This window comes from Bradyrhizobium sp. OAE829, assembly GCF_040546575.1.
GTDB lineage: Bacteria > Pseudomonadota > Alphaproteobacteria > Rhizobiales > Xanthobacteraceae > Bradyrhizobium.
In genome coordinates this window covers 6747679-6769934 of the sequence record NZ_JBEPOE010000001.1, presented here as the reverse complement: position 1 = coordinate 6769934, position 22256 = coordinate 6747679, and the positions used below count along the sequence as shown (strand labels likewise).

Genomic DNA, 22256 nt, shown 5'->3' with positions numbered 1-22256 from the left:
AATTCCTCCGGCGGTTTTTTGTTAGTTCGGTGAAAAATTCGGGCGGTCGGCGAAATGGCAGGCGACCCAGTGATCGGGCATCAGCTCGCGCCAGTCCGGCGTCTTTTCGGCGCAGACGGCTTGCGCATACTGGCAGCGGGTGCGGAAGCGGCATCCGGACGGCGGATCGATTGGGCTCGGAATCTCGCCCTGCAGAACGATACGATTGTTGCCGCGCATGGTCGACGGCAGCGGCCGTGGCTCCGCCGACAGCAGTGCCTGGGTATAGGGATGCAGCGGCCGTTCCGAGACTTTTTCCGTCGGCCCCAATTCGACAAACCGGCCAAGATACATCACCGCTATCCGCTCGCTGATGTGGGACACCACGGCGAGATCGTGGGTGATGAAAACGTAGGTAAGCCCGAGATCACGCTGCAGCTCGGCGAACAGATTGAGCACATCTCCACGGATCGACATATCAAGGGCGGCCACCACCTCGTCACAGACGATCAGTTTGGGGCGCAGCGTTAGCGCGCGGGCAATCACCACGCGCTGCTTCTGGCCGCCGGACAGCTGGTGCGGATAGCGCTCGCCGAGGTCCTGCGGCAGACCAACCCGGTCCATCGCCTCATGCGCCCGCTGCAACCGCTCGGGCTTCGATCCCGCCCGCGCCAGTTCCAGCGGCTCCAGCACGGATGAAAGGATCGTCATACGCGGGTTCAGCGCGGCATTCGGGTCCTGGAAGATGATCTGGTAGTCGCGGCGATGGCTTTGGAACTGCTGCCGCGGCATCGCCAGGGGATCGACGCCATTGTGCAGGATCGCGCCGCCGCTGGGTTTCAGCAGGAACACCAGCGCACGGCCGATTGTGGTCTTGCCCGATCCGGATTCGCCGATGATGCCAAAGGTCTCGCCGCGACGAACGTCAAAGCTGACGCCGTCGACCGCCTTCACGATGGCGCGGCGATCGGTGGTCTGAAAGCCGACCTGCAGATCGCGCACCGAGACGATGGCGTTATCGGCGGAGTGCGGCGTCATGGGCTCGCCACCATCGCAGCGATCGGTGCCGTCGCCGCGTGCTGCAAGGCGCCGGGCAGATCGAGCTCGCGAAAGCGCCAGCATCGAACCTTGCGGCCATTGCCGGCATCGAGCAGCGCCTGTTCTTTCTCGCAGCCGGCGACCGCGTGCGCGCAGCGCGCCTTGAAGCGGCAGCCATTGGGCATGTCCATGATCGATGGCACGCGGCCCGGGATCGACGGCAGCTTGCCGTGCCGCGGGCTCAGATGCGGCAATGAACGCAACAGCCCGGAGGTGTAGGGATGCAGCGGCCGGACCAGCGCGTCATCGACCGCGGCGTCCTCGATCACCTCGCCCGCATACATCGTAATCATGCGTGTGCAGGTCTCGGCGACGACACCGAGATCGTGCGTGATCAGCATCAGCGCCGTATTGGAGGTTTCGCTGAGGTCGCGCAGCAGTTCCAGGATCTGGGCCTGCACGGTGACATCAAGCGCCGTGGTCGGCTCGTCCGCGATCAACAGTTGCGGCCCGCAGATCAGGCTTGCTGCGATCATCACGCGCTGGCGCATGCCGCCGGAAAGCTGGTGCGGATAATCGTCGATGCGGCGCTCCGGCGAGGCGATGCCGACCCGGCGCAGCATATCAAGCGTGCGCTCCCTCGCCTCTTCCTTGGTGACGCCGGTGTGAACCCGCAGCGTCTCGGCGATCTGATGGCCCACCGTAAACACCGGATCGAGCGCGCTCATCGGCTCCTGAAAAATCATCGCGATGCGCCGGCCGCGGATCGCCCGCATCTGGCGCGTGCTGCAGGACGCCAGATCGGTGCCGTCGAAGTGGATCGATCCATCCAGCCCGGCCAAATTGTTCGGCAACAGCCGCAGGATCGAAAGACCGGTGATGGTCTTGCCGCAGCCGCTTTCGCCGACGATGCCGACGCGCTCGCCGGGCGCGATGTCGAAATCGATCCTGCGGGTCGCCTGCCAGACGCCATGCGAGGTCTTGAAGCGGATGCCGAGGCCGCGCACCGACATCAGCGCCTGCGGGCCGCCCGCAACCGCTTCCGATCCGCGCTGTGCCGGCTCAGCCGCCATCAGCCCGCCGCCCGCTTCGTCTCTTTCACGAGCTGTTCCTCCATCAGCATCTCGGTTCCGATGATACCCTCGCGGGCCAGCTGATCGATCTCGGTATCGGAAAGCCCAAGCAGCCCGCCGAGAATTTCCTGATTGTGTTCGCCGAGCGTCGGCGGCGCGCTTCGGATCGGAAACGGCTTTGCGCCCTCACGGAACGGCATCGAGGGCTGCGGGTGTTTTCCGATAAAGGCGCGGTCGATCTCCTGGATAAAGCCGCGCGCATGCAGCTGCGGATCCTGCAGCAGTTCCATCGGCAACCGCGCGACGCCTGACGCGATGCCCGCTGCCTGCAACGCCTTCATCGCCGATTCCGGGTCGCGCGCCGACGTCCATGCCTTGATAGCGGCCTCGATCTCGCGCTCGATGGCGCGCCGTCCCACCGCCGTCTTCAGCCAGGCATCGGTGGCCCAATCGGGGCGGCCGAGCAGCTTCGCAAGCCTTGGCCACATCGCATCGCTGGAACCCGCGACCACGATCCAGTTGTCGGCGCCGGCGCAGGGGAAGCAGCCATGCGGCACGAAATCCGGATGGCGGTTGCCGTACCTGACCGGTTCTTTGCCGTCGATCGAATGCGCCACGATCCAGGGCGCCGCAAACGGCATCATGCATTCGATCTGCGCGAGATCGATGAACTGGCCCTTGCCGGTGAGCTTGGCGTGGATCAACGCCGTGAGCACCGCGGCGCAGCCGTTCAAGCCGCCGACGGCATCGCCGAACGCGGTGTGGCTCATCACAGGCGGACCGCCGGGATCGCCGACCACGCTCGGCAGGCCGGAGCCTTGTTCGAGCGTCGAGCCATAGGCGCGGCAGTCGCGGTGCACGCTGCCGGCGCCGAAGGCCGACATCGACATCATCACCAGTTTTGGATTGAGTTTGCTCAGCACCTCATAGCCGAGCCCGAGCTTCGGCAACACCTCGACGGAGTAATTGTCGACAACAACGTCGGCATCGGCCAGCAGCCGTTTTGCGAGATTAAGGCCTTGCTGGCGGGTCAGGTCGAGCGTGATGCCGCGCTTGTTGCGGTTCATGATGCAGTACCGCACCGATTTCTCGTACATCTGTTCGAGAACATAGGCCGGCCGCCGGTCTACCCCGCGCCACCAATCCGGATATTGCGTGGCCTCGATCTTGATGACGTCGGCGCCGAGATCGGCCAGCGTGCGCGTGCAGATCGGGCCGGCCCAGCCCATTGAGAAATCGATCACGCGGATGCCTTCCAGCGGCAGGCGGTCTGATCCCTCCTCTGCAGGCACCGGTACCCGTTTCGCGGCCTCGCTGACATGCGCGCAGCCGAGCATTTGCTCGCCGATATCGGGCACCGCGCCGCCGCGACGTGGCGGTGTTCCGGTCAACCGTTGCATCGAGCCCGCCGTAAAGCCGGTTTCGTCGCCGATCATGATCGGCACGATCGCGCCGCGCGCCTTCTTCTCTTCGTCGGCGATGAGGTCGCCGACATCGGGTACCGGCACGATCGGAATCTTGCGGCGCAGGCTCTCGGCGAACCATTCCTGCGCGGTGCGCTGTTTCAGCCGCGGCACGATCTTGCCCTCGATGTCAGCAATATGCTGCAGGCGATCGACGCCCATGGACAGCGCCGGATCGTCGCGCAATTCCGGCAGCGCCAGCATCTCGCAAAACGACCGCCATTGCGCCGGAGTTACCGTGGTGACGCCGAGCCAGCCTTGCTTGGTTTCGTAGATGCCGGCCGGGAACGTCGGCCAGAACCTGTTAACCCCCATGCGCCGCATGATGTCGCCGTGCACGAACGACTCGAACATGATGTACTCGGTCACCGCGATGCTGGATTCGAAGATGCTCAGGGAGTTCGCCCGTCCCCGACCGTCCTGCATCCGGCCCAGCACCGAGGAAGCCGCCGCGATAAAGCCCCAGAGGCCGGCGAAGATGCCGGTCTGGAAATCCGGCGCATGCATCGGCGGCCCCTCGACCGGCCCGACCAGTTTTACCAGACCGGTCAGCGCGCGAATCGTCGAGTCCGTCGCTTCGAATTTTGCATACGGCCCCTCACGACCGAACCAGCTTATGTCGAGATGAATAAGGCCGGGGTTGCGCTGCTTGATCGCTGCGAGATCGACGGCCGGACAGTTCGCCGCATCGATGTCGCGGCCGTCCAGCAAAATGTCACACGCCGCGATCAGTTCGGTCAGGCGCGATGAAGCGTCGGCGTCACTGCAATCGAGCGCCACGCTCGACTTGTTGAAGTTCAGAAACGCAAACCAGGCGCTGTGACCTTCCGGCGTCAACGGCGCGGTGCGGCGAAGCGGATCACCCGCGGGCGGTTCGATCTTCTGCACGGTCGCACCGAAATCGGCGAACAACCGCGCGCAATAGCTCGTTGCCGCAGCGCTTCCGATCTCGACAATCCGCAGATGCGACAACGCGCCCATCACGCTTCCTCATGGCCAAACGACCGGCGTCATGCGCGTGCCGGTTCAGTTTTTTGTTGCTGACCATGAAACCTTGCCCGCCTGTCGATGCAAGCGGAATTTTCTTCCGTGATACGGAATTGGCGAACGATGCGAAGTGCTTAACTGCAATCCAGTTGCGCTTTGAACCAGTTTTGAAGCGAAGCCGAAAGCGGCGGCCACGCGCGCTGGAAGTTTCCGAATTTGCCGGCATTGACGCGGTAGATGCCGCGCAACTCCTTCTCGATCGCGGGAAGGTCGACACCGGTGCAGTGGCCTTCGCTGACGATCGTGCGTCCATCGACAACCACCTCACGCAACAGCGACGCGTTGCCTCTCGCGAACAGCAGTTCAATCGGATCGACCGGCATGATCTGGTCGCGATCGAGGCGATCGAGATCGATGGTCACGAAATCTGCCGGAGCGCCCGGCAGCAATGCGCCTGTTCCCGGCGCACCGGTCGCCTTGCGGCCATTGGCGACGGCAAGGCCGAAGAATTCCGCTGGCGTCCAGGTTCGCTTGAAGCCGAGACCGCCGTGGAACATCTGCACCAGGCGCATCTCGCGCAGCACATCGTCGTCCTCATCCAGCGCCAGGCCATCTACGCCGACCGCAACGGCACAGCCGCAAGCGTGCGCGGCGGCGATCGGTGCCAAGCCCGAGCGCAAATGCATGTTGGAACTGAAATTGGTCACGATACGCGCACCGGACGCGGCAATCATCTCAATCTCGTCGGGCCTTGCGTGAATGCAGTGCGCCAGTGTCAGCCGCTCCGACAGAAAACCGATGTCACGGAGGTAGCGAACGATACCATCAGGGAAGTGCTCATCCGCCCAGGCGCGTTGATAGACCGTTTCCAGCAGGTGCATGTGGATGCGGCGGCCGGTCAGCGCCGAATTTTCGGCGACTGCCTTCAGCAGCGGCTTTGAACACCACTGCACGCCCGCCGGCCCCAACTGCACGTCGATATTGGGGTCAGCGATCGCCGACGCGATCGCATCGGTGAGGTCGATATAGGCCTTGGGCGACATCGGCGCACGGACGAACAATTCCTCGATCGTCTTGCGATCGTCACTGGGTAACTCCGACAGTACTGGCTCACTATCGCCATAAACGATTGGATTTTGGTCGCGCACCGCAAGGGCGAACGCGATGCGGATGCCGACATCGGAGGCCGCCCGCGCGATCGCTTTGGCTTCGTCGACCAGCGGCATGGTCCCGCTCGGCCGCGTGTAATGCACCATCATCGACGCGCACCCCGCCCGCGCCGAACGCGCCAGCGCGGAGGCAGCGGTGAGATAGGGATCGACCGGCGTGCCGAGCGCGGATCGCACGATCCAGCTTTCCAGCGGCATGCCGATCGCGCCGAACGAAGACGCCGCCGGCCGTGCGTGGTCGTGGGCGTTGACGAAGGCGGGAAGGATGAGGGAGCGCGGCCCGATTGCGGGCAATGCTCCCTCAATAGAGGTGATCACGCCACCATCGTGGCGCAGCACGACGTTTTCGAGGAGGTCAGGGCCGGAGAACAGGCTGTGTGCGGTAACTTCCGTGGGCATTTCAGCACTCCGTCATTGCGAGGAGCGAAGCGACGAAGCAATCCATCTGTCCCCGAGCCGAGACATGGATTGCTTCGCTGCGCTCGCAATGACGACTAATTTATCAGTTCGCCGTATATTTTAACTCCCTTTCAGCGCGCGGCGGCAGGAATTCGCGCGAGAATATTTCCGATGCCGCCGGCGCCCGGGCAAGTTGATAGCCTTCGACGATGATGCCGATGGCGCGGGTCATGCGGTCGTCGTTGACGTCGCCGACGCCGATTTCCTTCATCTCGGCCGAGACGATCAGCTTGTCGAAGGAATATTGCAGCCGGCGCTTTTCGACGTCGACATTGATCAGATTGTCGTAATTCAGCGCCGCCTTCATGCCGGCGTTCTGGTCCTTTGCGACCGCGATCATGCCCTTGTTGACGGCGCGGACGAGCCCGGCGACCGCCTTTGGATTGGACGCGATCAGCTTGCGGGAGACCATCAGGCCGTTGGAATAGAGATCGAGGCCGTAATCACCGAACGAGAACCACTTATAGTCCTTGTCAGGATCCTGGCGGTTCAGCACCAGGTTGAAATAGCTGGTGATGTTGAACACCAGCGCCGCGTCGATATCGCCCTTGATCAGCATCGGCTCCTGCAGGTTCGGCGCCATGTTGGAGATCTTGATCTTCTCGCCCTCCAGCTTGTTCTTCTGCGCGAACACCGGCAGCAGCCGCGTGGTCGGCGTGCCCTGCGCGCCGCCGAGCGTGCGGCCTTCGAAATCCTTGATGGTGTTGATGCCGCTGGTCTTCTTCGTAACGATTGCAAACGGCGGCTGGTTCCAGATCTGGTAGACCATCACAGGCGCGTCCTGCGGCTTGGTCGAGGCGTTCTGGATGATGGCGTTGACGTCGCCGAAACCGGCGTCATAGGCGCCCGACATGATGCGCGTCACCGTCGCGCCCGAGCCCTCGCCCTGGTCGATCACGACGTTGAGGCCCTCCTCCTTGAAGTAGCCATTGTCCTTGGCATAGAAAAATGCAGCGTCGCTGCCCTGGGTTTTCCAGCCCAGCGTGAGCTTGATGGTGGTCTCCTGCGCGTTCGCGGCGCCTGCGAACAAAGCTACTCCCAACAGCGCGGCGCCTATTTTCGTTAACATCGTGAACCTCCTCGACTGGGTTGGATGGCGTTTGGTGAAATCGTCATGTCGCGATCAGGTCGTTCTTGCGGGTGGCCCAGCCGGTAACGCGGCCCTCGATCAGCGAAAAGATCACGTAGAGCGCGACGCCGAGGCCGGCGAGCACGAACAGGCCGGCGAACACCAGCGGCACGTTGAAATTCGAGGACGCGGTCATCATCACGTTGCCGATGCCGCGGTTCGACGCCACGGTCTCGGAGAGAACAGCGCCGACAAAGGCGTAGCTGATCGCAACCTTCAATGACGCAAAGAAGAACGGCATCGTGCGCGGCAAACCGACATTCCAGAGGATGTCGAGCTTGCTGGCGCCGAGTGCCTTGAGCACGTCTTCGAGTTCGGGTTCGGTGGTCGCAAGACCGGTCGCGATATTGACGACGATCGGGAAGAAACAGATCGACAGGGCGGTCAGCACTGCCGGCACCGAGCCAGAGCCGAACCAGAGGACAAAAATCGGAACGACAGCGACTTTCGGGATCGACGAGAATCCGACCAGCAGCGGATAGGCCGTGTCGTAAGCCGTCTTGGAAACGCCGATGACCGCGCCGAGGACGACCCCAAGTCCGACACCGAGAACGAAGCCGATCATCGTCGTCGCCAGCGTCTGCAGGATGTGCGGCCACAACAGCGGAAACTTCTGATACAGCGTCACGAAAACTTCCGACGGCCGCGGCAGCACCAGGTCGGACATCCCGGTCATCACGCAAAACAGTTCCCAGGCGACAAAGAACAGCACGATCAGTGCCGCCGACCAGGCCTTTTGTCTGATATCCCTTGCGGTCATGATGCCGCTCCCTCGGCTGGCGCGCTGCGCGCATCGACGATGAACGCGCGCAGCTTCTGATTCAGCGCCACGAAATCGGGCTCGAACGTCATCGCCACCGTGCGCGGGCGGCTGAAGGTGACCGGGCTGTCGTCGACGATGCGGCCGGGCCGCGCGCTCATCACGCAGATGCGGCTGGCGAGAAAAGCGGCTTCACGCAGATCATGCGTCACCAGCAGCACGGTCGCCTTGTGGGCCATCCAGAGGTCTTGCAGGATCGACCACAATTCCTCGCGCGTGAACTGGTCGAGCGCGCCGAAGGGCTCGTCGAGCAGCAGCATGCGCGGCTCGTGGATCAGCGCGCGGCACAGATTGGCGCGCTGAAGCATGCCCCCGGAAAGCTGCCAGGGATAACGGCTGCCAAAGCCCTTGAGGCCGACCTGCTCCAGCAGTGCGTTGGCCTTGTCGCGGAATTCAGTCTTGCGCAGTTTTCGAAACTGCGAGCGAAACGGCTCGACGATCTTGAGCGGCAGCATAATGTTCCGCTCGATCGTCATCCAGGGCAGCATGGTCGGATTCTGGAACGCCATGCCGACGCGCAGCGCCCGCGCCGCGACTTCCCGGCCGCCGACGATCACGACGCCGGTGGTCGGCTGGACCAGCCCGCTGGCCAGCCGCAGGATGGTGGACTTGCCGCAGCCGGACGGGCCGACCAGCGCGACGAACTCGCCGTCGGCAATCCGAAGCGTGGTTTTCGCCAGCGCCGGCACCGCCCGGTCGCCACGGCCAAAGGTGACGGACGCGTCCGACAGCTCAATTGCGACGGGCACGGCGGCGGCTGGAACGGGCGTGCCGGAGAATTCCGAATCTGGTTGCATGCGCATCATGGCAGGAAGTGCATGCAAGCCGGATGCCAGCAAAACTCGCGTTTGAAATCAACGGGATCGCAAAAGGACCCGCAAACCAGCGGATTCCTTTTAGGCAATCCGGCCGCCAAACTGCATGCAATTCAGACGCTCAATTGTCGTCCATTTGTGATATGAGGGCGCATTCGAAGCACTTCTCCAGGGATTCGCCGATGGCGCCTCGTTCGGCCGGCAAGACTGCGGAATCATCCGACAAGGTCGGGGTGATCTGCCGCGCGCTGCGCCGCGCCATCATCGAGCAGGCGTTGGAGCCCGGCGCAAAACTGCCTGAGGATTCGCTCGGCGAACGCTTCGGCGTCAGCCGCACCATTGCCCGCCACGCGCTGGGACAACTCGCCGCGGAAGGCCTCGTCGAACTTCGCCGCAACCGGATCGCTGTCGTGGCAACGCCAAGCTGGCAGGAAGCCCGTGACGCCTTTGATATCCGGATCGAACTCGAACGCCTCGTGGTGCGTCAGCTCGCCGGCAAACTGACCAAAGCCCAGATCGCGACGCTGAACGCCCACGTCGACGCCGAGGATGGCGCGCGCGACGGCACCGACGCGGTATCCATTCGTCTTGCGACTGAATTCCACATCCTGCTCGCGCAGATGACGAACAGCCCGATCCTGGTGCGTTACGTCAGCGAAGTCGCCTATCGCTGCTGTTTGACGCTATCCCTCTACAGCCGCCCGCACTCGTCGGAATGCGCGATCAATGAACACCGCGGAATTATCGCAGCTCTGGTCAAGGGCGACGAGGCCAAGGTGATGAGCCTGATGCACAGCCATCTGGATTCCGTGGCGAACCGGGCCCTGGTGGCGCCGGCACCGCAGCGCGGCCGCGATTTGCTGGATATTCTGGCGCCGTACGCCGATGAGGGCGAGAGCGACCGCGTGGTGAAAATGCCGAAGGTGGTGAGGGCGAGGTAGTTATTCCGCATGGTCGGTGGCCTCGTGGTTCGAGACGCGCGGCGTTGCCGCGCTCCTCACCATGAGGTCCAACGTTCCACACAGGTCTAGAACCTCATCCTGAGGAGCGCGCAGAGCACGCGTCTCAAAGGATGCAGGCCACAAACCTACGCCTCAATCCCCCGCTGCACCAGAATGCGTTCCGCGCTATCATTCCAGACGTCCATCTTCACGATCTGGCCACCCCTCACGACAAAGCGATCGACATAGCGGTTGCCCTCGAACGGCGTGCCGTCGATCCATTCGCCGTACAGCGTGCCGATGCTGTAGACCACGGTTTCGTCCGCCCCCGGACAGACATCGAAGCGATCCATCTTCTTCTTGACCCAGCGATAGCGCCCTGCGTTGAAGCCGGTCGGCCCGCGCGGATGATCGAACTCGCGCCCGCCCGTAAAGGTGATGATGGTGCCCGGCTTCATGTAGGCCGCCGCCGCATCCGGATCCGGAATCATCGATGCCGTGAGATAGGCTTCGACCACTTCGGCATCCGAAAGGCGGCGGTCTTCTTGGGCTTTGGCGACAATGGACATGGCGGCTGGCTCCTGATCCCAAGAATACTACAATCGGGGGCTCCAATTGCATGCACATATTTTGAACAGTTTGGCCTTGAAACTGCACACAATCTGGGGCTGCCTCTAAAGCACTCTTCCGCTAGGCTCCCCTCACCTCAAACCAGCCTGGAAACAGCTAAAGTCCTGATGAGCGCGCGAACCGCCTTCAACCTGATCTTCCGCAACGCCCGGACCCGGGCTTCGGCCACCCCGGTCGATATCGGCGTATCCGAGGGGCGGATCGCCGCCATTGGGGCACATCTGGCCTGCGACGCGCCCGAGATCGAAGTCGGCGGCAAGCTCGTTTTGCCCGGCTTCGTCGACACCCACATCCACCTCGACAAGGCCTGCCTGCTCGGTCGCTGCGGGCACGACCATGCCACTGTGGGCGAGGCGATCGCTGCGGTTGCCGCCATGAAGCGCGATTTCACCGTCGAGGACGTCTATGCCCGCGGCGCGCGGGTGCTCGAACGCGCCATCGTGCACGGCACCACACGGATGCGCACGCATGTCGAGATCGATCCACGCATCGCGCTGCGCGGCTTCGAGGCGGTCAAGGCACTGAAGCGCGACTATGCCTGGGCGATCGATCTGTCGATCTGCGTGTTCCCGCAGGAAGGCCTGACCAACGACCCCGGCGCGGAGGAACTCCTGGTCGCGGCGCTGCGCGATGGCGGCGAAGCGATCGGCGGCTGTCCCTATATGGACACCGACCCGAACGCGCATCTCGAAAGACTGTTCGATCTCGCGCAGGAATTCGACGTCGATGTCGACCTGCATCTCGACTTCGATCTCGATCCGTCCTGGTGGCATCTAGAGGAAGTCTGCCGGCAAGCCGAGCGGCGCAACTATCATGGCCGTGTCGCAATCGGGCACGCCACCAAACTCTCGGCGTTGCCGCCGGATCGTCTGAAAGCCGCGACCGAACGGCTGGCGAAAGCCGGCGTCGCCGTGACCGTGCTGCCGGCGACCGACCTCTATCTGATGGGCCGCGACGCCACCCACAATGCGCCACGCGGCCTCACCGTGGCGCACCGGCTGGTCGAGAACGGCGTGCTGTGTTCGGTCGCGACCAACAACGTGCTCAATCCGTTCACGCCGTTCGGCGATGCGTCGCTGCTGCGCATGGCCAATTTCTACGCCAATGTCGCCCATGCCGGAATCAGCGAATTCGACGCCTGTCTCGATCTGGTCACCGACTTGCCGGCGCGCCTGATGAACCTGCGGGATTACGGCATCGCGCCGGGCAATCCCGCCGATCTTGTCATCCTCGACACCGACACCGGCCCGAACGCGATCGCAGAACTGCCCGACGTGCTGATGGGCTTCAAGAACGGGCGTCAGGTATTCGAGCGACGCCAGCCGACGCTGTTTCCACCGTAAGCTTAGGCAGCGCATCTGCCGCATACGGGCATCGCGTCACCCGCGATTGACGCCCCTGCCAATCCGTTGTTGTTATCGGTCAACGAAAACAACAGCCGGGCAGGAAATCATGACCAAATCATCCACCATCAGAAGCGTCGAAACGCTCGCCTGCGACGCCGGCTGGCGCAACTACCACTTCGTCAAGATCATGACCGAAGACGGCATCGTCGGCTGGAGCGAGTACGACGAGGGTTTTGGCGCGCCCGGCGTCACGGCGGCGATCGAGCGGCTGTCGGCGCGGGTGGTCGGCAAGAACGCCTTCCAGCACGAGCGGATTTACGCGGAACTGTTTGCGGCGACGCGGCCGGCCGCCGGCGGCGTGGTGGCGCTGGCGCTCGGCGCCATCGAGAACGCATTGCTCGACGTCAAGGCGAAGGCGCTCGGCGTGCCCTGCTATGAACTGCTGGGTGGAAAAATCCGCGACCGCGTCCGGGTCTACTGGTCGCATTGCGCGACCTGGCGCATCAATCATCCGGATTGGTTCAAGCCCGCGATCACCGATCTCGATGGCGTCAAGTCGATCGGTCGCGAAGTCCGCGAAAAGCGCTTCACCGCGATGAAGACCAACATCTTCGTCTACACCGACGGCAAGCCGCAGGGCTGGCGCCCCGGCTTCGGTTCGCCATTCGAGCCGGAGATCAATGTCGATCGCACGGTGATCCGCAATCTCTGCATGCACCTCGAAGCTATCAGGGACGGCGCCGGACCCGATGTCGATCTCTTGCTGGACCTCAACTTCAACGCCAAGACCGAGGGCTATCTGAAGATCCTGCGCGCGATCAAGGATATGGACATGTTCTGGGTCGAAATCGACACCTTCAATCCGCAGGCGCTAGGCTATATCCGCCGGCAGAGCCCGCATCCGATCTCATCCTGCGAGACGCTGCTGGGCCTGCGCGAATTCCTGCCCTACTTCAACGAACAGGCAATGGATGTCGCGATCATCGACACGCCATGGAACGGGGTGTGGCAATCGATGAAGATTGCGGCCGCCGCCGAGCATTTCGAGGTCAACGTCGCCCCGCATAATTTCTACGGCCATCTCTGCACCATGATGAACGCGCATTTCTGCGCCGCGGTGCCGAATTTGCGGATCATGGAAACCGATATCGACCGGCTGGCGTGGGACCACGAACTGTTCACCCATCTGCCCGAGATCGTCGACGGCCACCTCGTGATTTCGGACCGCCCAGGCTGGGGCACCGAACCCAACGAGGAAGGCCTGCGCGCCCATCCGGGCAAAGAGCAAGGGCGGGTTGTTGAATTACGGGCAGAAGAAGTAGGCGCTGCGTAGGAGAGATGAAGGCATGCTTAGTATTCGTCGTCCCGGCCTTGAGCTCAGATGTGCAATTGCACATCGGGGGACCCATACTCCGTGGCCCTCATTGTCGAAACAAGGTCGCTTAGTCCTCCCGTTACAATTGACTTCACGGCGTGGGTCCCGGCTCAAGGCCGGGACGACGACGGAAGGACTCCCCAGCGTCAATTATCGCCCGGCTTGCGCGCAAACGCGCTCTCGATCACGTCGCCGATCGGCTGCCAGGCGTTGCCGTCGAATTGCACCAGCCGCATCTGCTTGATGGGATGAAAATCCGCAGGTCCCGTGTTGATGGCAATGCCCGGCAGAATGATCGGGCTCTGATAATTCTTCAGCGACGCGGCCTGCCGCATGATGTTCTCGCGTGACAGGTCGTCGCCGCACTGGGTCAATACCTGGACCAGGGTTTCGGCCGCAGCATAGCCGAAGATGGCGTAACTATCTTCCCTGTCGCCGTCGGGATAGTACTTGTCCATGAATGACAGCCACGCCTTGATCGAAGGATCCTCCTTCCAGGTGGTGTCGCCGGCGTCCTTGAGGAACGAGGTCGAGATCACGCCCGTGGCGTTCGCAAGCCCGGCAGGTCTCAGCGCATTCGCGATTGAAGCCGCCGCATTGACCAGCACCACCACCGGATACCAACCCAGTTCGGCCGCTCTGCGGATGGCCCGCGCCGAGATTGGCGGCGCGCAATTGAGCACGAGCACTTCAGCTCCGGAATTCTTGAGGATGTCGACCTGCGCATCGATCGACATATCGGCCTCGATGGCGATATCAGCCACGATCATGCGGGCCGTGACGCCGAGCCCTTCCTGCAATCCCCTGAACAGATCGCGTCCGAACTGATCGTTCTGCCAGAGCACCGCGATTTTGCGATCGGGATAGGAGGCCTGGATGTAGTTGGCGTAAATCCGTCCCTCGGCGCGAAACGTCGGCTGCCAACCCATGGACCACGGAAACCGCTTCGGGTGCGCCCATTCCTCGTCGCCGGACGCGACAAAGAGTTGCGGCACTTTCTTCTCGTTGAGGTAGGTCCGCGTCGCCAGATTGCTCGGCGTACCGAACGAGCCGAACATCAGCAGCACGTTCTCCTGTTCCACCAGTTGGCTTGTGTGCTCGGCTGCCATCCTTGGATTGGAGCTGTCGTCACGGGAGATGAATTTGATCTTGCGACCGTTGATGCCGCCGCGATCATTGATCATGTCAAAATAGGCGGCCTCGGCCCTGCCGATCGCCGCGAATGCAGCCAGCGGCCCACTATAGGGCATGATGTTGCCGATGCGGATTTCGGTATCGGTGACGCCGCCGCCATGGGCCTGCCGCGCTGATATTGGAATGCCGGCGAACAGCGCGGCGGCTAACAGGGCCAGGATAGTTTCTTTTATTGTTTTCATGAACATGGCCTCACGCTAACTCAAGCTTGTGACGCCTAACCCAGCGCTTGCGACCATACTGCCCAATCCGTCGCTGCTGAAATCAATTTTTGTGTTCAGCGCAGGGTAATATCCAGCCACCCCAGCGCATTGACGCTGACACGGTCGCCGGTATCGATCAGTACCGTGGTGGTTTCAGCCTCAATGATGGCAGGACCAGTGAGGGAATGACCGGGCTGCAGCGCATCGAGCGCATAGACCGGCACCTCGCGCCAGCCGCCAAAGAACGCCTGTCGCTTACCGCGTGGCACGCACGCGCTGGCGGATGCTGCCGGCCGCGTATTCTGATCGTTTGGCGCAACAGTGCCGACCGCCGCGACGCGCGCATTGACGAACACGACCTCCTGGCCGGGTGAGGCGTAAGTATAGAGTTCCTCGTGCTTGCGATGGAAGCGCTGCTCGATCCGGTCGACGAGATCGGCCGCATTCCAGTCGAGACCGTCAAGCGATACGTCAATCTCGAAAATCTGCTCGCCGTAACGCATTTCGGCGGAACGTTCGATCGACAGCGGTCCGTTGAACCATGAACGCAACCGGCCGGCGGCCGCGTGCTCCAGTTCGGCGAACAGCTCACGCACTTCTCCGGCGGAAATGCGCGCTGCCTTACCGTAATGCGTGCGGCTCATCTCATAGCGCAGATCGCTGGTCAGCATGCCCCATGCCGACAGCACGGAGGCCACCGTCGGCACGATGATGCGCTTGATCTCCAGTTCGCGCGCAACTTCGGCCGCGTGCAGACCCGCTGCGCCGCCGAAACTCAGCAGCGCGAATTTCCTGGGATCGACGCCGCGGCGCAACGTCATCAACCGGATGCCGTCGGCCATGTTCAAATTGATCATGCGGTAAATGCCGGCGGCGGCCTCGACGCGCGAGAGCTCCATGGCTGCGGCGACGCGGTCGACCGCTGCTTCCGATGCCGCGCGATCGAGCGGGCGCTGCCCGCCCATGAAGGCGGCCGCATCGAGATAGCCGAGCACGACATTGGCGTCGGTGACGGTTGCGGCCTGCCCGCCATTGCCGTAGCAGGCCGGGCCTGGAATCGAGCCGGCGCTTTCCGGACCGACCCGCAGCGTGCGGCTGCCATCGACGCTGGCGATCGAACCGCCGCCGGCCGCAATGCTCGCAATGTCGAGGCTGCGCAACGCAATGCGCAGGCCCGCGAGCAGGCCGTCGGCGGAGAGCGAGGCCTGTCCGTCCGAAATGAGAGAGATGTCCGTGCTGGTTCCACCCATGTCGAACGGCACCAGATCGGGAATGCCGAGCAGCTCCGCACAGCGTCTGCCGCCTGACATCCCGCCCGCCGGCCCTGACAGCACCGTGCCCGCGGCGAGGCGTGAGGCTTCCTCGACCGGCGCCATGCCGCCATGCGACAGGATCACGAACAGGCTGCCCTTGAGGCCGGCCTCCTTCAGGCGCCGTTCGAGGTTGGTGAGATAGCGCCGCACGATCGGTTCGACATAGGCGTTCACGATCGTGGTCGAGACGCGCTCATACTCCTTGATCTGCGGCAGCACGTCGCTGGAACGCGACACGCTGACGTCAGGCAATTCTCTTGCCAGCCGCTCGACCACGGCGAGTTCGTGGACGGGGTTGAGATAGGAATGCAGGAAGCAGATCGCGACCGAGGTCGCGCCGGATTTCCGGATGCCGTCGATGGCCTCGTCAAGCGAGCGCTCATCCAGCGCAGTCAAAACCTCGCCATTCGCCTTGAGCCGCTCGCGAACGCCAAAACGCAGTTCGCGCGGCACCAGGGGCTCCGGCGGCGGCGAGCGCAGATCGTAGCGATCGGGCTTGAGGCCTTCGCGCATTTCGATGACGTCGCGATGGCCCTCGGTGGTCAAGAGCGCGACCTTGGCACCCTTGCGTTCCAGCAACGCGTTGGTCGCAACCGTCGTCCCGTGCACCAGCCGGTCGGTGGCCGCGAGCATTTCCGCACGCGTCGTGTTCAGCCGCCGCGCCAGTTCTTCGAGGCCGGTCATGACGCCGATCGACTGATCGGCCGGTGTCGATGGCGATTTTGCGAATATGGTTCGCCCGGACGCATCCGTGGCCACCAGGTCGGTATAGGTTCCGCCGACGTCAACTCCGATTGTGTACATCGTCAGCCACGCCGCTCCGCGGAAACACTGGTCAATCCCTGCTCGGCGTCGCGTCGCCGCGCCTCCGCCGATCGCTTTGACGGTGGCCCCCAGCCACCGCCGCCGGACGAGCGTATCTCGAGGCAATCGCCGGGATGGAGCTCGATGCCGACTTCCTTGGTGCGCAACACGCGCGGCTCGCGGCCTTCGGACAGCAGGCGATAATGATGCGGCTCGCCGTCCTCGCCGCCGAGCATGCCGCAGGGGCCGTGACGTGCGCCATCGCCCGCGGTGTTGCCGCGTGACGGCTTCTCGGTCTCCAGCACCAGATCCAGGGCAACGCCGAGACCGCCGCGGAACTGTCCGTCGCCACCGGAGCCCGGTCGGAATTCATGCTGGCGGAAGTGCAACGGAAAGCGCGCCTCGGCGACCTCGATACTTCCGAACTTCAATCCACCGACGCTGTGCCATTCGCCGATCGACGAGTAACCATCGCCACCGGACGAAGCACCGCCGCCCGGTCGAGCCTGGAACAAATGCCAGATGAACTGCTTTCCGCTACGCGGATCCTCGCCCTGAATCGCGATCCGGAATCTGCGGCTCCAACCGGCCATCGCGCGTTCCGGACAGGAGGCGGACATAGCCTTCACAATTGCTTCGACGATCTCGTTGGAAGGATGGCTGGTGCAGAGCGTCACCGGCCGGCCCGGATCGGCCCAGACAATCGTCCCTTGTTTGGCGATCACCTTCAGCGGCCGCAGCGCGCCGGTGTTCTTGGGGATGTCAGCGTCGATGAGATAGGCAAAGGCCATCGCGACCGCGGCCTGCATGTTGGCATGCGAGGAATTGACAAAACTGGTCGACTGCGGATCGGACTGCGTCAGATCGACCTCGACATCGCTGCCCTTCTTGGTGACCTTGGCCGCGATCCTTATATCCGTGCGGCCGTGGCCGTCATCGTCGAGAAACGCCTCGCCGTGGAAGACGCCGTCCTTCCAGGTCGAGACCACGGCGCGGGTCTGCGCTTCGGTTGCATCCAGGATCGCTTCGATCGCGGCTTCGACGACCGGCGCGCCGAATTCGCTGAACAGTTTTGCGACGCGACGTTCGCCGAGATGCGCCGCGCCCAGCATCGCGGCAAGGTCACCGCGAAACTCGCGCGGGTTTCGCACATTCAGCGCCAGCATCTCGAGCAGGTCCTCGCGCGGCCGCCCCGCCTCAGATAGTCTGATCGGCGGAATGCGCAGGCCCTCCTGCCAGATTTCCGTTGCCCCGGGATTGTAGGCGCCATGCGTCGCGCCGCCGATATCGCTTTGGTGGGCGCGCACGATGGTCCAGAGCAACCGCTTGTCGCCGTCGAATACCGGCACGAAGACGGTGAGATCAGGCAGATGGCTGCCGCCATAATAGGGATCGTTGAGCAGGAAGACGTCGCCCGGCTTGACGTCCTTGAAGCGCTCCTCCACCGCGATCGTCGCCCATGGCAACGCGCCGACATGCACCGGAAGGTGATCGGCCTGCGCGATCAGGCGGGCGCGCGTATCGCAAATCCCTAACGAAAAGTCGCGGCTGGAATTGAGGATCTGCGAATAGGAGGTGCGAAGCATGGCTTCGCCCATCTCTTTTACGATCGAACTGAGCCGATGCTGGACGACGGACCGTGTGATGGGATCGATCTTGGCGGACATTCTTGCCTTGTTGTTCTTGCTTGCCTTGTTGTTCTTGAACCTAGAGCGAAGCCGACACTTCCGATATCGCGCCCGATACGGCATCGATGATCGCATGTATATCGGCATCCGTCATCGGGGTCGACAATGCCATCAATCCATTGCCCGCCGCCAGCACGCCACGATTGAGCAGCGCCTGGTTGAAAACCACCTGACGCCTGGCTTCCGCTTCGGTCGGATAGGCCGAGCGATAGTCGCGCACCGGACGATCGACGAGATGTATCTTCAGCAGCGAGCCGAGCCCGACGGTGCGGCCGGGAACATTGTGGCGGCGGAACGCTGCATCGATCCCTGATCGAACCGCCTCCCCCATCGTATCGAGCCGCGCGAACGCCGCCTCGTCCAGCAGTTCCATCGCCGCGATACCGGCGCGCATCGTCACCGGATTGGCGGAGAATGTGCCGCCATGCGGCAGCGCAGGCTTGCCCGGCCGGGGGTCGAACACGGCCATGAACTCCTTGTGGCCGCACACCGCGCCAACCGGAAACCCGCCGCCGATGATTTTTGCGAGCGTGGTCAGATCGGGGTCGATATTGAACAGACCCTGCGCGCCGCGATAGCCGAGCCGGAACGTGATGACTTCATCGAAAACGAGCAGCGCGCCGACCTCGCGCGTCACCTTGCGCAAGGCCTCCAGATAGGCCTGATCGGCCGGCGCCAGTCCGGCGCGATTGGGCATGGGATCGACAAGGACACAGGCGAGTTCAGGACCATGCTCGCGGATCAGGCTGACCGCGGCCTCGGTGTCGTTGAAGGGAATGGTCAGGACATCGGCCAGCACATTGTCGGGCGTGCCCTTGGCATAGGCGACGGACACTGGCGCGTTGCGGCCCCAGGCTTCCGGCGTCGGATCGAGGCTGACCTCGGCGTAATCATAGGAGCCATGATACGCGCCCTCGCATTTTGCAATTTTCGGGCGGCCGGTATGGGCGCGGGCGGCCTTCAGCGCCATCATGACAGCCTCGGTGCCCGAATTGCAAAAGCGCACCTGGTCGACCGACGGCAATCGCGCGGCGAGCAGCTCGGCAAGATCGACCTCGGATTCGGTCGGCATCCCGAATGCCGATCCCAACGCTAGTTGCGCGGTCGCGGCCTTGATCAACACGGGGTGGGCATGGCCGTGAATCTGCGAGGTGAAATTGTTGATGCAATCGATGTACTCGTTGCCGTCGAGGTCCCACACCCGACATCCCTCGCCGCGCGCGGCGTAGATCGGATACGGTTTCATGAAGACGGTGGTGCGCGTATTGCCACCGGGCAGGCTCGCCAGTGCGCGGTTGTACATTTTTTGCGACGAGGAATTTGGATCCGGATACATGCGATCTTCCACCATCCCTGAAACTTCGGCCTGACCTTGTAGCCGCTTTTGACGAAAGCCGAAAACGGTCTGCTAGGTATACAGCAAAAACAGCGTTGTCCCGATGATCAGCGCCGCGCCCATGAACAGCAGCACGGCAGGTAGTCCAAGGAGCGCCGCGACCACGCCGGTTGCCGATTGCATCAGCGCCGCTCCCAGGAAGAACGCCAGATTGACCGCTGACAGCGCCTTGCCGGTGTTCTGCTCGTCGACGAGTTGCCGCGTCATGCCGAACACCAGTGGCTGGGCCGACATGGCAAAACCGATCAACACCAGCAGGACAATGTCATACTGAGCCGGCATCGCCGCTACGCCGAACAGGTCCGAGACCGGAAAATGAGACGCGCCCGCCGCCATCAAGGCGAGCAGCAGCGCCGCCAGGAAATGCGTGGCCGCGAGCACCTCGCGGCGATGGCCAAAGCTTCGGTCGAAAAGACCGATCAGAGCCGGCCCAACGATCAGCGCGATCGTGAACAGGCCAAGCGCGTTGCCTGCCCCGATCCGGCTGAGCCCCTTGACCTCCATCAGCCACGGCCCGCCCCACAAACCCCGAAGCACCAGCACGGCCGCCAGCGAGACCAGCGCAATGGCAATCAGGCCGCGCAGCCGATACGACACGCCGATGCGCAGGACGCTTGCCATCTGCGACAGCGGCGACGAACGATCGGCATGTTCAGCCCGCTGGTTCGGCACCAGGGCATAAACGGCGAGTGCCACCATCAGGCCGAAGCCGGCGGAAATCCAGAACCCCGCCCGCCATCCCCATTGTTCGACGACGAAGGCGAGCGGGCTCGACGACAGCAGCATGCCGATATTGCCGATCGACAGGATCAGTCCGGACCACAGGCCGAACCGCGCCGGAGATAATTGCTTTGCGGCAAGCGTCATCGGGCACATCAACATGCCCGAGTTCGCAACCCCGAGCAGGAATTGTCCGAACAGAAAACTCTCCGGCCCGGTTGCCAGGCCGGACGCCAACGCGCCGACAATCGTTCCAATCAGCAGACTGAGCGAAACCGGCCGCACGCCGAAACGATCCATCGCGGCGCCGACCGGTATCTGCGATGCCGCGAACGAAAAATGATAGATCGAGGTCAGGCTCGCCAGCGCCTGCGGCGACGTTTTGAAATCCGCGGCCATCACGTCGAGGCTGACGGCCGGGATCGTCCGCAGCAGGGTCGAAAGCATGTGACCGCAGGCAAGCGCCAGAAGCGCAAAAATCAATGCACGGATGTTGACATCCGCGTCGTCGGCCTTGCCGCCGTCCATGTTTCGTTTCTTCCCGGCCTTGTTGCAGCCGGGCGTAACACCGATACGCCGGGAATACCAAATGGTATTCCCGGCGACGCGATCAGTGCTTGTGGAACACCAGTGTCCGCAGTTCGATGCTTTCGCGCGGCGCGGCGTCTTTCGGCGTCGTTGGATCGATGAAGGCGGTGTGCGGCCCGAACCGCGTGCGGCCGTCGGTGGCGGAATCGTAGCACTTCAGCAGCAGCGCCTCGTCCGCGGTCATCTCCGGAATGTAGTACCAGCGATGGTCGGGGTTGTACTTCACGGAATAGGTTTCGCCCTGCCGGTTCGGATAGATCAGGTCGGAGGCGACGAGATCGCCGGGCGCCACAGTCTGGCCGTCAAGCATCGCGAGCGGTGTATCGCGCAGCGGTCCGCGGATCGGCCGCCACAGATTGATCACCTGGACCCGGCCCTTCAGGAGTTCGTCCGCCTCGTCAGGCAGATGTTCGCGGACCCGGTTCGCTCCTGACAGTTCGGTCTGGTCGACATGGACCCGCGTGGCCGGCTGGCGCGGGCCGGCGCCCCGCACATCGGCCGCACCCTCCACCCGCTTGCGAACGGTATGGTCGAATATCACGACCCGGTCGGCTTTCAGCGTTGCGCGGAGAAAAGCTTCGGCGGCGGGATAGTAGACGTTCCGCACCTCCTTATCGTCGTAGAAATTCCGGACGCTGGTCGGGTGCCGGACCAGGGCAAAACCCTCGCGGTCCAGCGAGAGGTTACCCGCGATCAGGCGGGCGTCGAAGATCGGAACTTGATGGGGTTCGGGCAGCGCCGTCGACCTGGGCTCGCCGGGCGGCGGATCGAAGGCGTAGGTGCGGGGTTTTCCGGGGGTTGGCGCGAGGTAGTTGAGTTCGCCGGTGACGAAGGGAAGCGACTCGAGTTTTGCTTGTTGCAGGCCCATGGCATTCTCCTGGACTCTATTGTTGGTTCGATTTGATTTTGGCTGGCCGGCCCTCCCCCACAAGACCGCATTGGAAATAGCAAAATTGCCGTTCCCGCAGGTGCGATACGGGAAACATCCTTGTCGCGCACAGCGGCTCGCCCGGATGGATATTTCTGCGCTTCACGGGTTCGTTAGCCCGCAAAACGCACGCCTTGCCATGTCCGGGTTGATCTACTCTCCCCGCCCGTCCAGCGTTACAGCACGGAGCGGCCGCAA

16 protein-coding genes and 1 pseudogene are annotated in these 22256 nt (G+C 63.1%); 3 read left to right on the top strand and 14 right to left on the bottom strand.

Going from position 1 to position 22256, the window contains the following annotated elements:
- Positions 1-21: 21 nt before the first annotated feature.
- From ABIE49_RS32510 to ABIE49_RS32480, 7 genes are all read right to left on the bottom strand, one after another.
- On the bottom strand, positions 22-1017 hold the full coding sequence (locus ABIE49_RS32510) for an ABC transporter ATP-binding protein (RefSeq protein WP_192734896.1): 996 nt from the start codon (positions 1015-1017) through the stop codon (positions 22-24).
- Positions 1014-2090 (bottom strand): ABC transporter ATP-binding protein, encoded by a 1077-nt coding sequence (locus ABIE49_RS32505; protein WP_192734897.1) that lies wholly within the window; start codon positions 2088-2090, stop codon positions 1014-1016. The genes ABIE49_RS32510 and ABIE49_RS32505 overlap by 4 nt, the downstream gene beginning before the upstream one ends.
- The gene (locus ABIE49_RS32500) at positions 2090-4534 is read right to left on the bottom strand and encodes a CaiB/BaiF CoA transferase family protein (RefSeq protein ID WP_192734898.1); all 2445 of its coding nucleotides are present in this window, start codon (positions 4532-4534) and stop codon (positions 2090-2092) included. Before ABIE49_RS32500 ends, ABIE49_RS32505 begins: the two co-directional genes overlap by 1 nt.
- A 140-nt stretch (positions 4535-4674) precedes the next feature.
- A complete protein-coding gene (locus tag ABIE49_RS32495; RefSeq protein WP_192734899.1) occupies positions 4675-6108 on the bottom strand; it encodes an amidohydrolase family protein in 1434 nt (477 codons plus the stop codon).
- A 103-nt stretch (positions 6109-6211) separates the two neighbouring features.
- Entirely contained in the window at positions 6212-7237 is a 1026-nt protein-coding gene (locus ABIE49_RS32490) for an ABC transporter substrate-binding protein (protein ID WP_192734900.1), read from the bottom strand.
- A gap of 43 nt (positions 7238-7280) precedes the next feature.
- On the bottom strand, positions 7281-8057 hold the full coding sequence (locus ABIE49_RS32485; RefSeq protein WP_192734901.1) for an ABC transporter permease: 777 nt from the start codon (positions 8055-8057) through the stop codon (positions 7281-7283).
- Positions 8054-8914, bottom strand: a complete 861-nt coding sequence (locus ABIE49_RS32480; RefSeq protein WP_354067106.1) for an ABC transporter ATP-binding protein — start codon at positions 8912-8914, stop codon at positions 8054-8056. The genes ABIE49_RS32485 and ABIE49_RS32480 overlap by 4 nt, the downstream gene beginning before the upstream one ends.
- A gap of 200 nt (positions 8915-9114) precedes the next feature.
- Between ABIE49_RS32480 and ABIE49_RS32475 the strand changes: the two genes are divergently transcribed.
- Positions 9115-9873 (top strand): GntR family transcriptional regulator, encoded by a 759-nt coding sequence (locus tag ABIE49_RS32475; RefSeq protein WP_192734902.1) that lies wholly within the window; start codon positions 9115-9117, stop codon positions 9871-9873.
- 146 nt (positions 9874-10019) lie between these two features.
- On the opposite strand, the gene ABIE49_RS32470 is transcribed toward ABIE49_RS32475, so the two are convergent.
- Positions 10020-10442: a nuclear transport factor 2-like protein gene (locus ABIE49_RS32470; RefSeq protein ID WP_192734903.1), complete on the bottom strand. Its 423-nt coding sequence runs from the start codon at positions 10440-10442 to the stop codon at positions 10020-10022.
- Between the two features lie 168 nt (positions 10443-10610).
- Between ABIE49_RS32470 and ABIE49_RS32465 the strand changes: the two genes are divergently transcribed.
- On the top strand, positions 10611-11846 hold the full coding sequence (locus ABIE49_RS32465; protein WP_192734904.1) for an amidohydrolase family protein: 1236 nt from the start codon (positions 10611-10613) through the stop codon (positions 11844-11846).
- A 109-nt stretch (positions 11847-11955) separates the two neighbouring features.
- Positions 11956-13171: pseudogene (locus tag ABIE49_RS32460) on the top strand (mandelate racemase/muconate lactonizing enzyme family protein).
- 199 nt (positions 13172-13370) lie between these two features.
- Here the strand turns inward: ABIE49_RS32460 and ABIE49_RS32455 are convergent.
- The 6 genes from ABIE49_RS32455 to ABIE49_RS32430 form a co-directional block, all read right to left on the bottom strand.
- A complete protein-coding gene (locus ABIE49_RS32455; RefSeq protein WP_192734906.1) occupies positions 13371-14600 on the bottom strand; it encodes an ABC transporter substrate-binding protein in 1230 nt (409 codons plus the stop codon).
- 95 nt (positions 14601-14695) lie between these two features.
- The gene (locus ABIE49_RS32450; protein ID WP_192734907.1) at positions 14696-16738 is read right to left on the bottom strand and encodes a hydantoinase/oxoprolinase family protein; all 2043 of its coding nucleotides are present in this window, start codon (positions 16736-16738) and stop codon (positions 14696-14698) included.
- Between the two features lie 2 nt (positions 16739-16740).
- The gene (locus ABIE49_RS32445; RefSeq protein ID WP_192734908.1) at positions 16741-18405 is read right to left on the bottom strand and encodes a hydantoinase B/oxoprolinase family protein; all 1665 of its coding nucleotides are present in this window, start codon (positions 18403-18405) and stop codon (positions 16741-16743) included.
- Positions 18406-18445: 40 nt separating this feature from the next.
- Positions 18446-19762, bottom strand: a complete 1317-nt coding sequence (locus ABIE49_RS32440) for an aspartate aminotransferase family protein (protein ID WP_192734909.1) — start codon at positions 19760-19762, stop codon at positions 18446-18448.
- 72 nt (positions 19763-19834) lie between these two features.
- Positions 19835-21070 (bottom strand): MFS transporter, encoded by a 1236-nt coding sequence (locus ABIE49_RS32435; protein ID WP_192734910.1) that lies wholly within the window; start codon positions 21068-21070, stop codon positions 19835-19837.
- 82 nt (positions 21071-21152) lie between these two features.
- Entirely contained in the window at positions 21153-21998 is an 846-nt protein-coding gene (locus ABIE49_RS32430; RefSeq protein ID WP_192734911.1) for a CmcJ/NvfI family oxidoreductase, read from the bottom strand.
- Between the last annotated feature and the right edge of the window lie 258 nt (positions 21999-22256).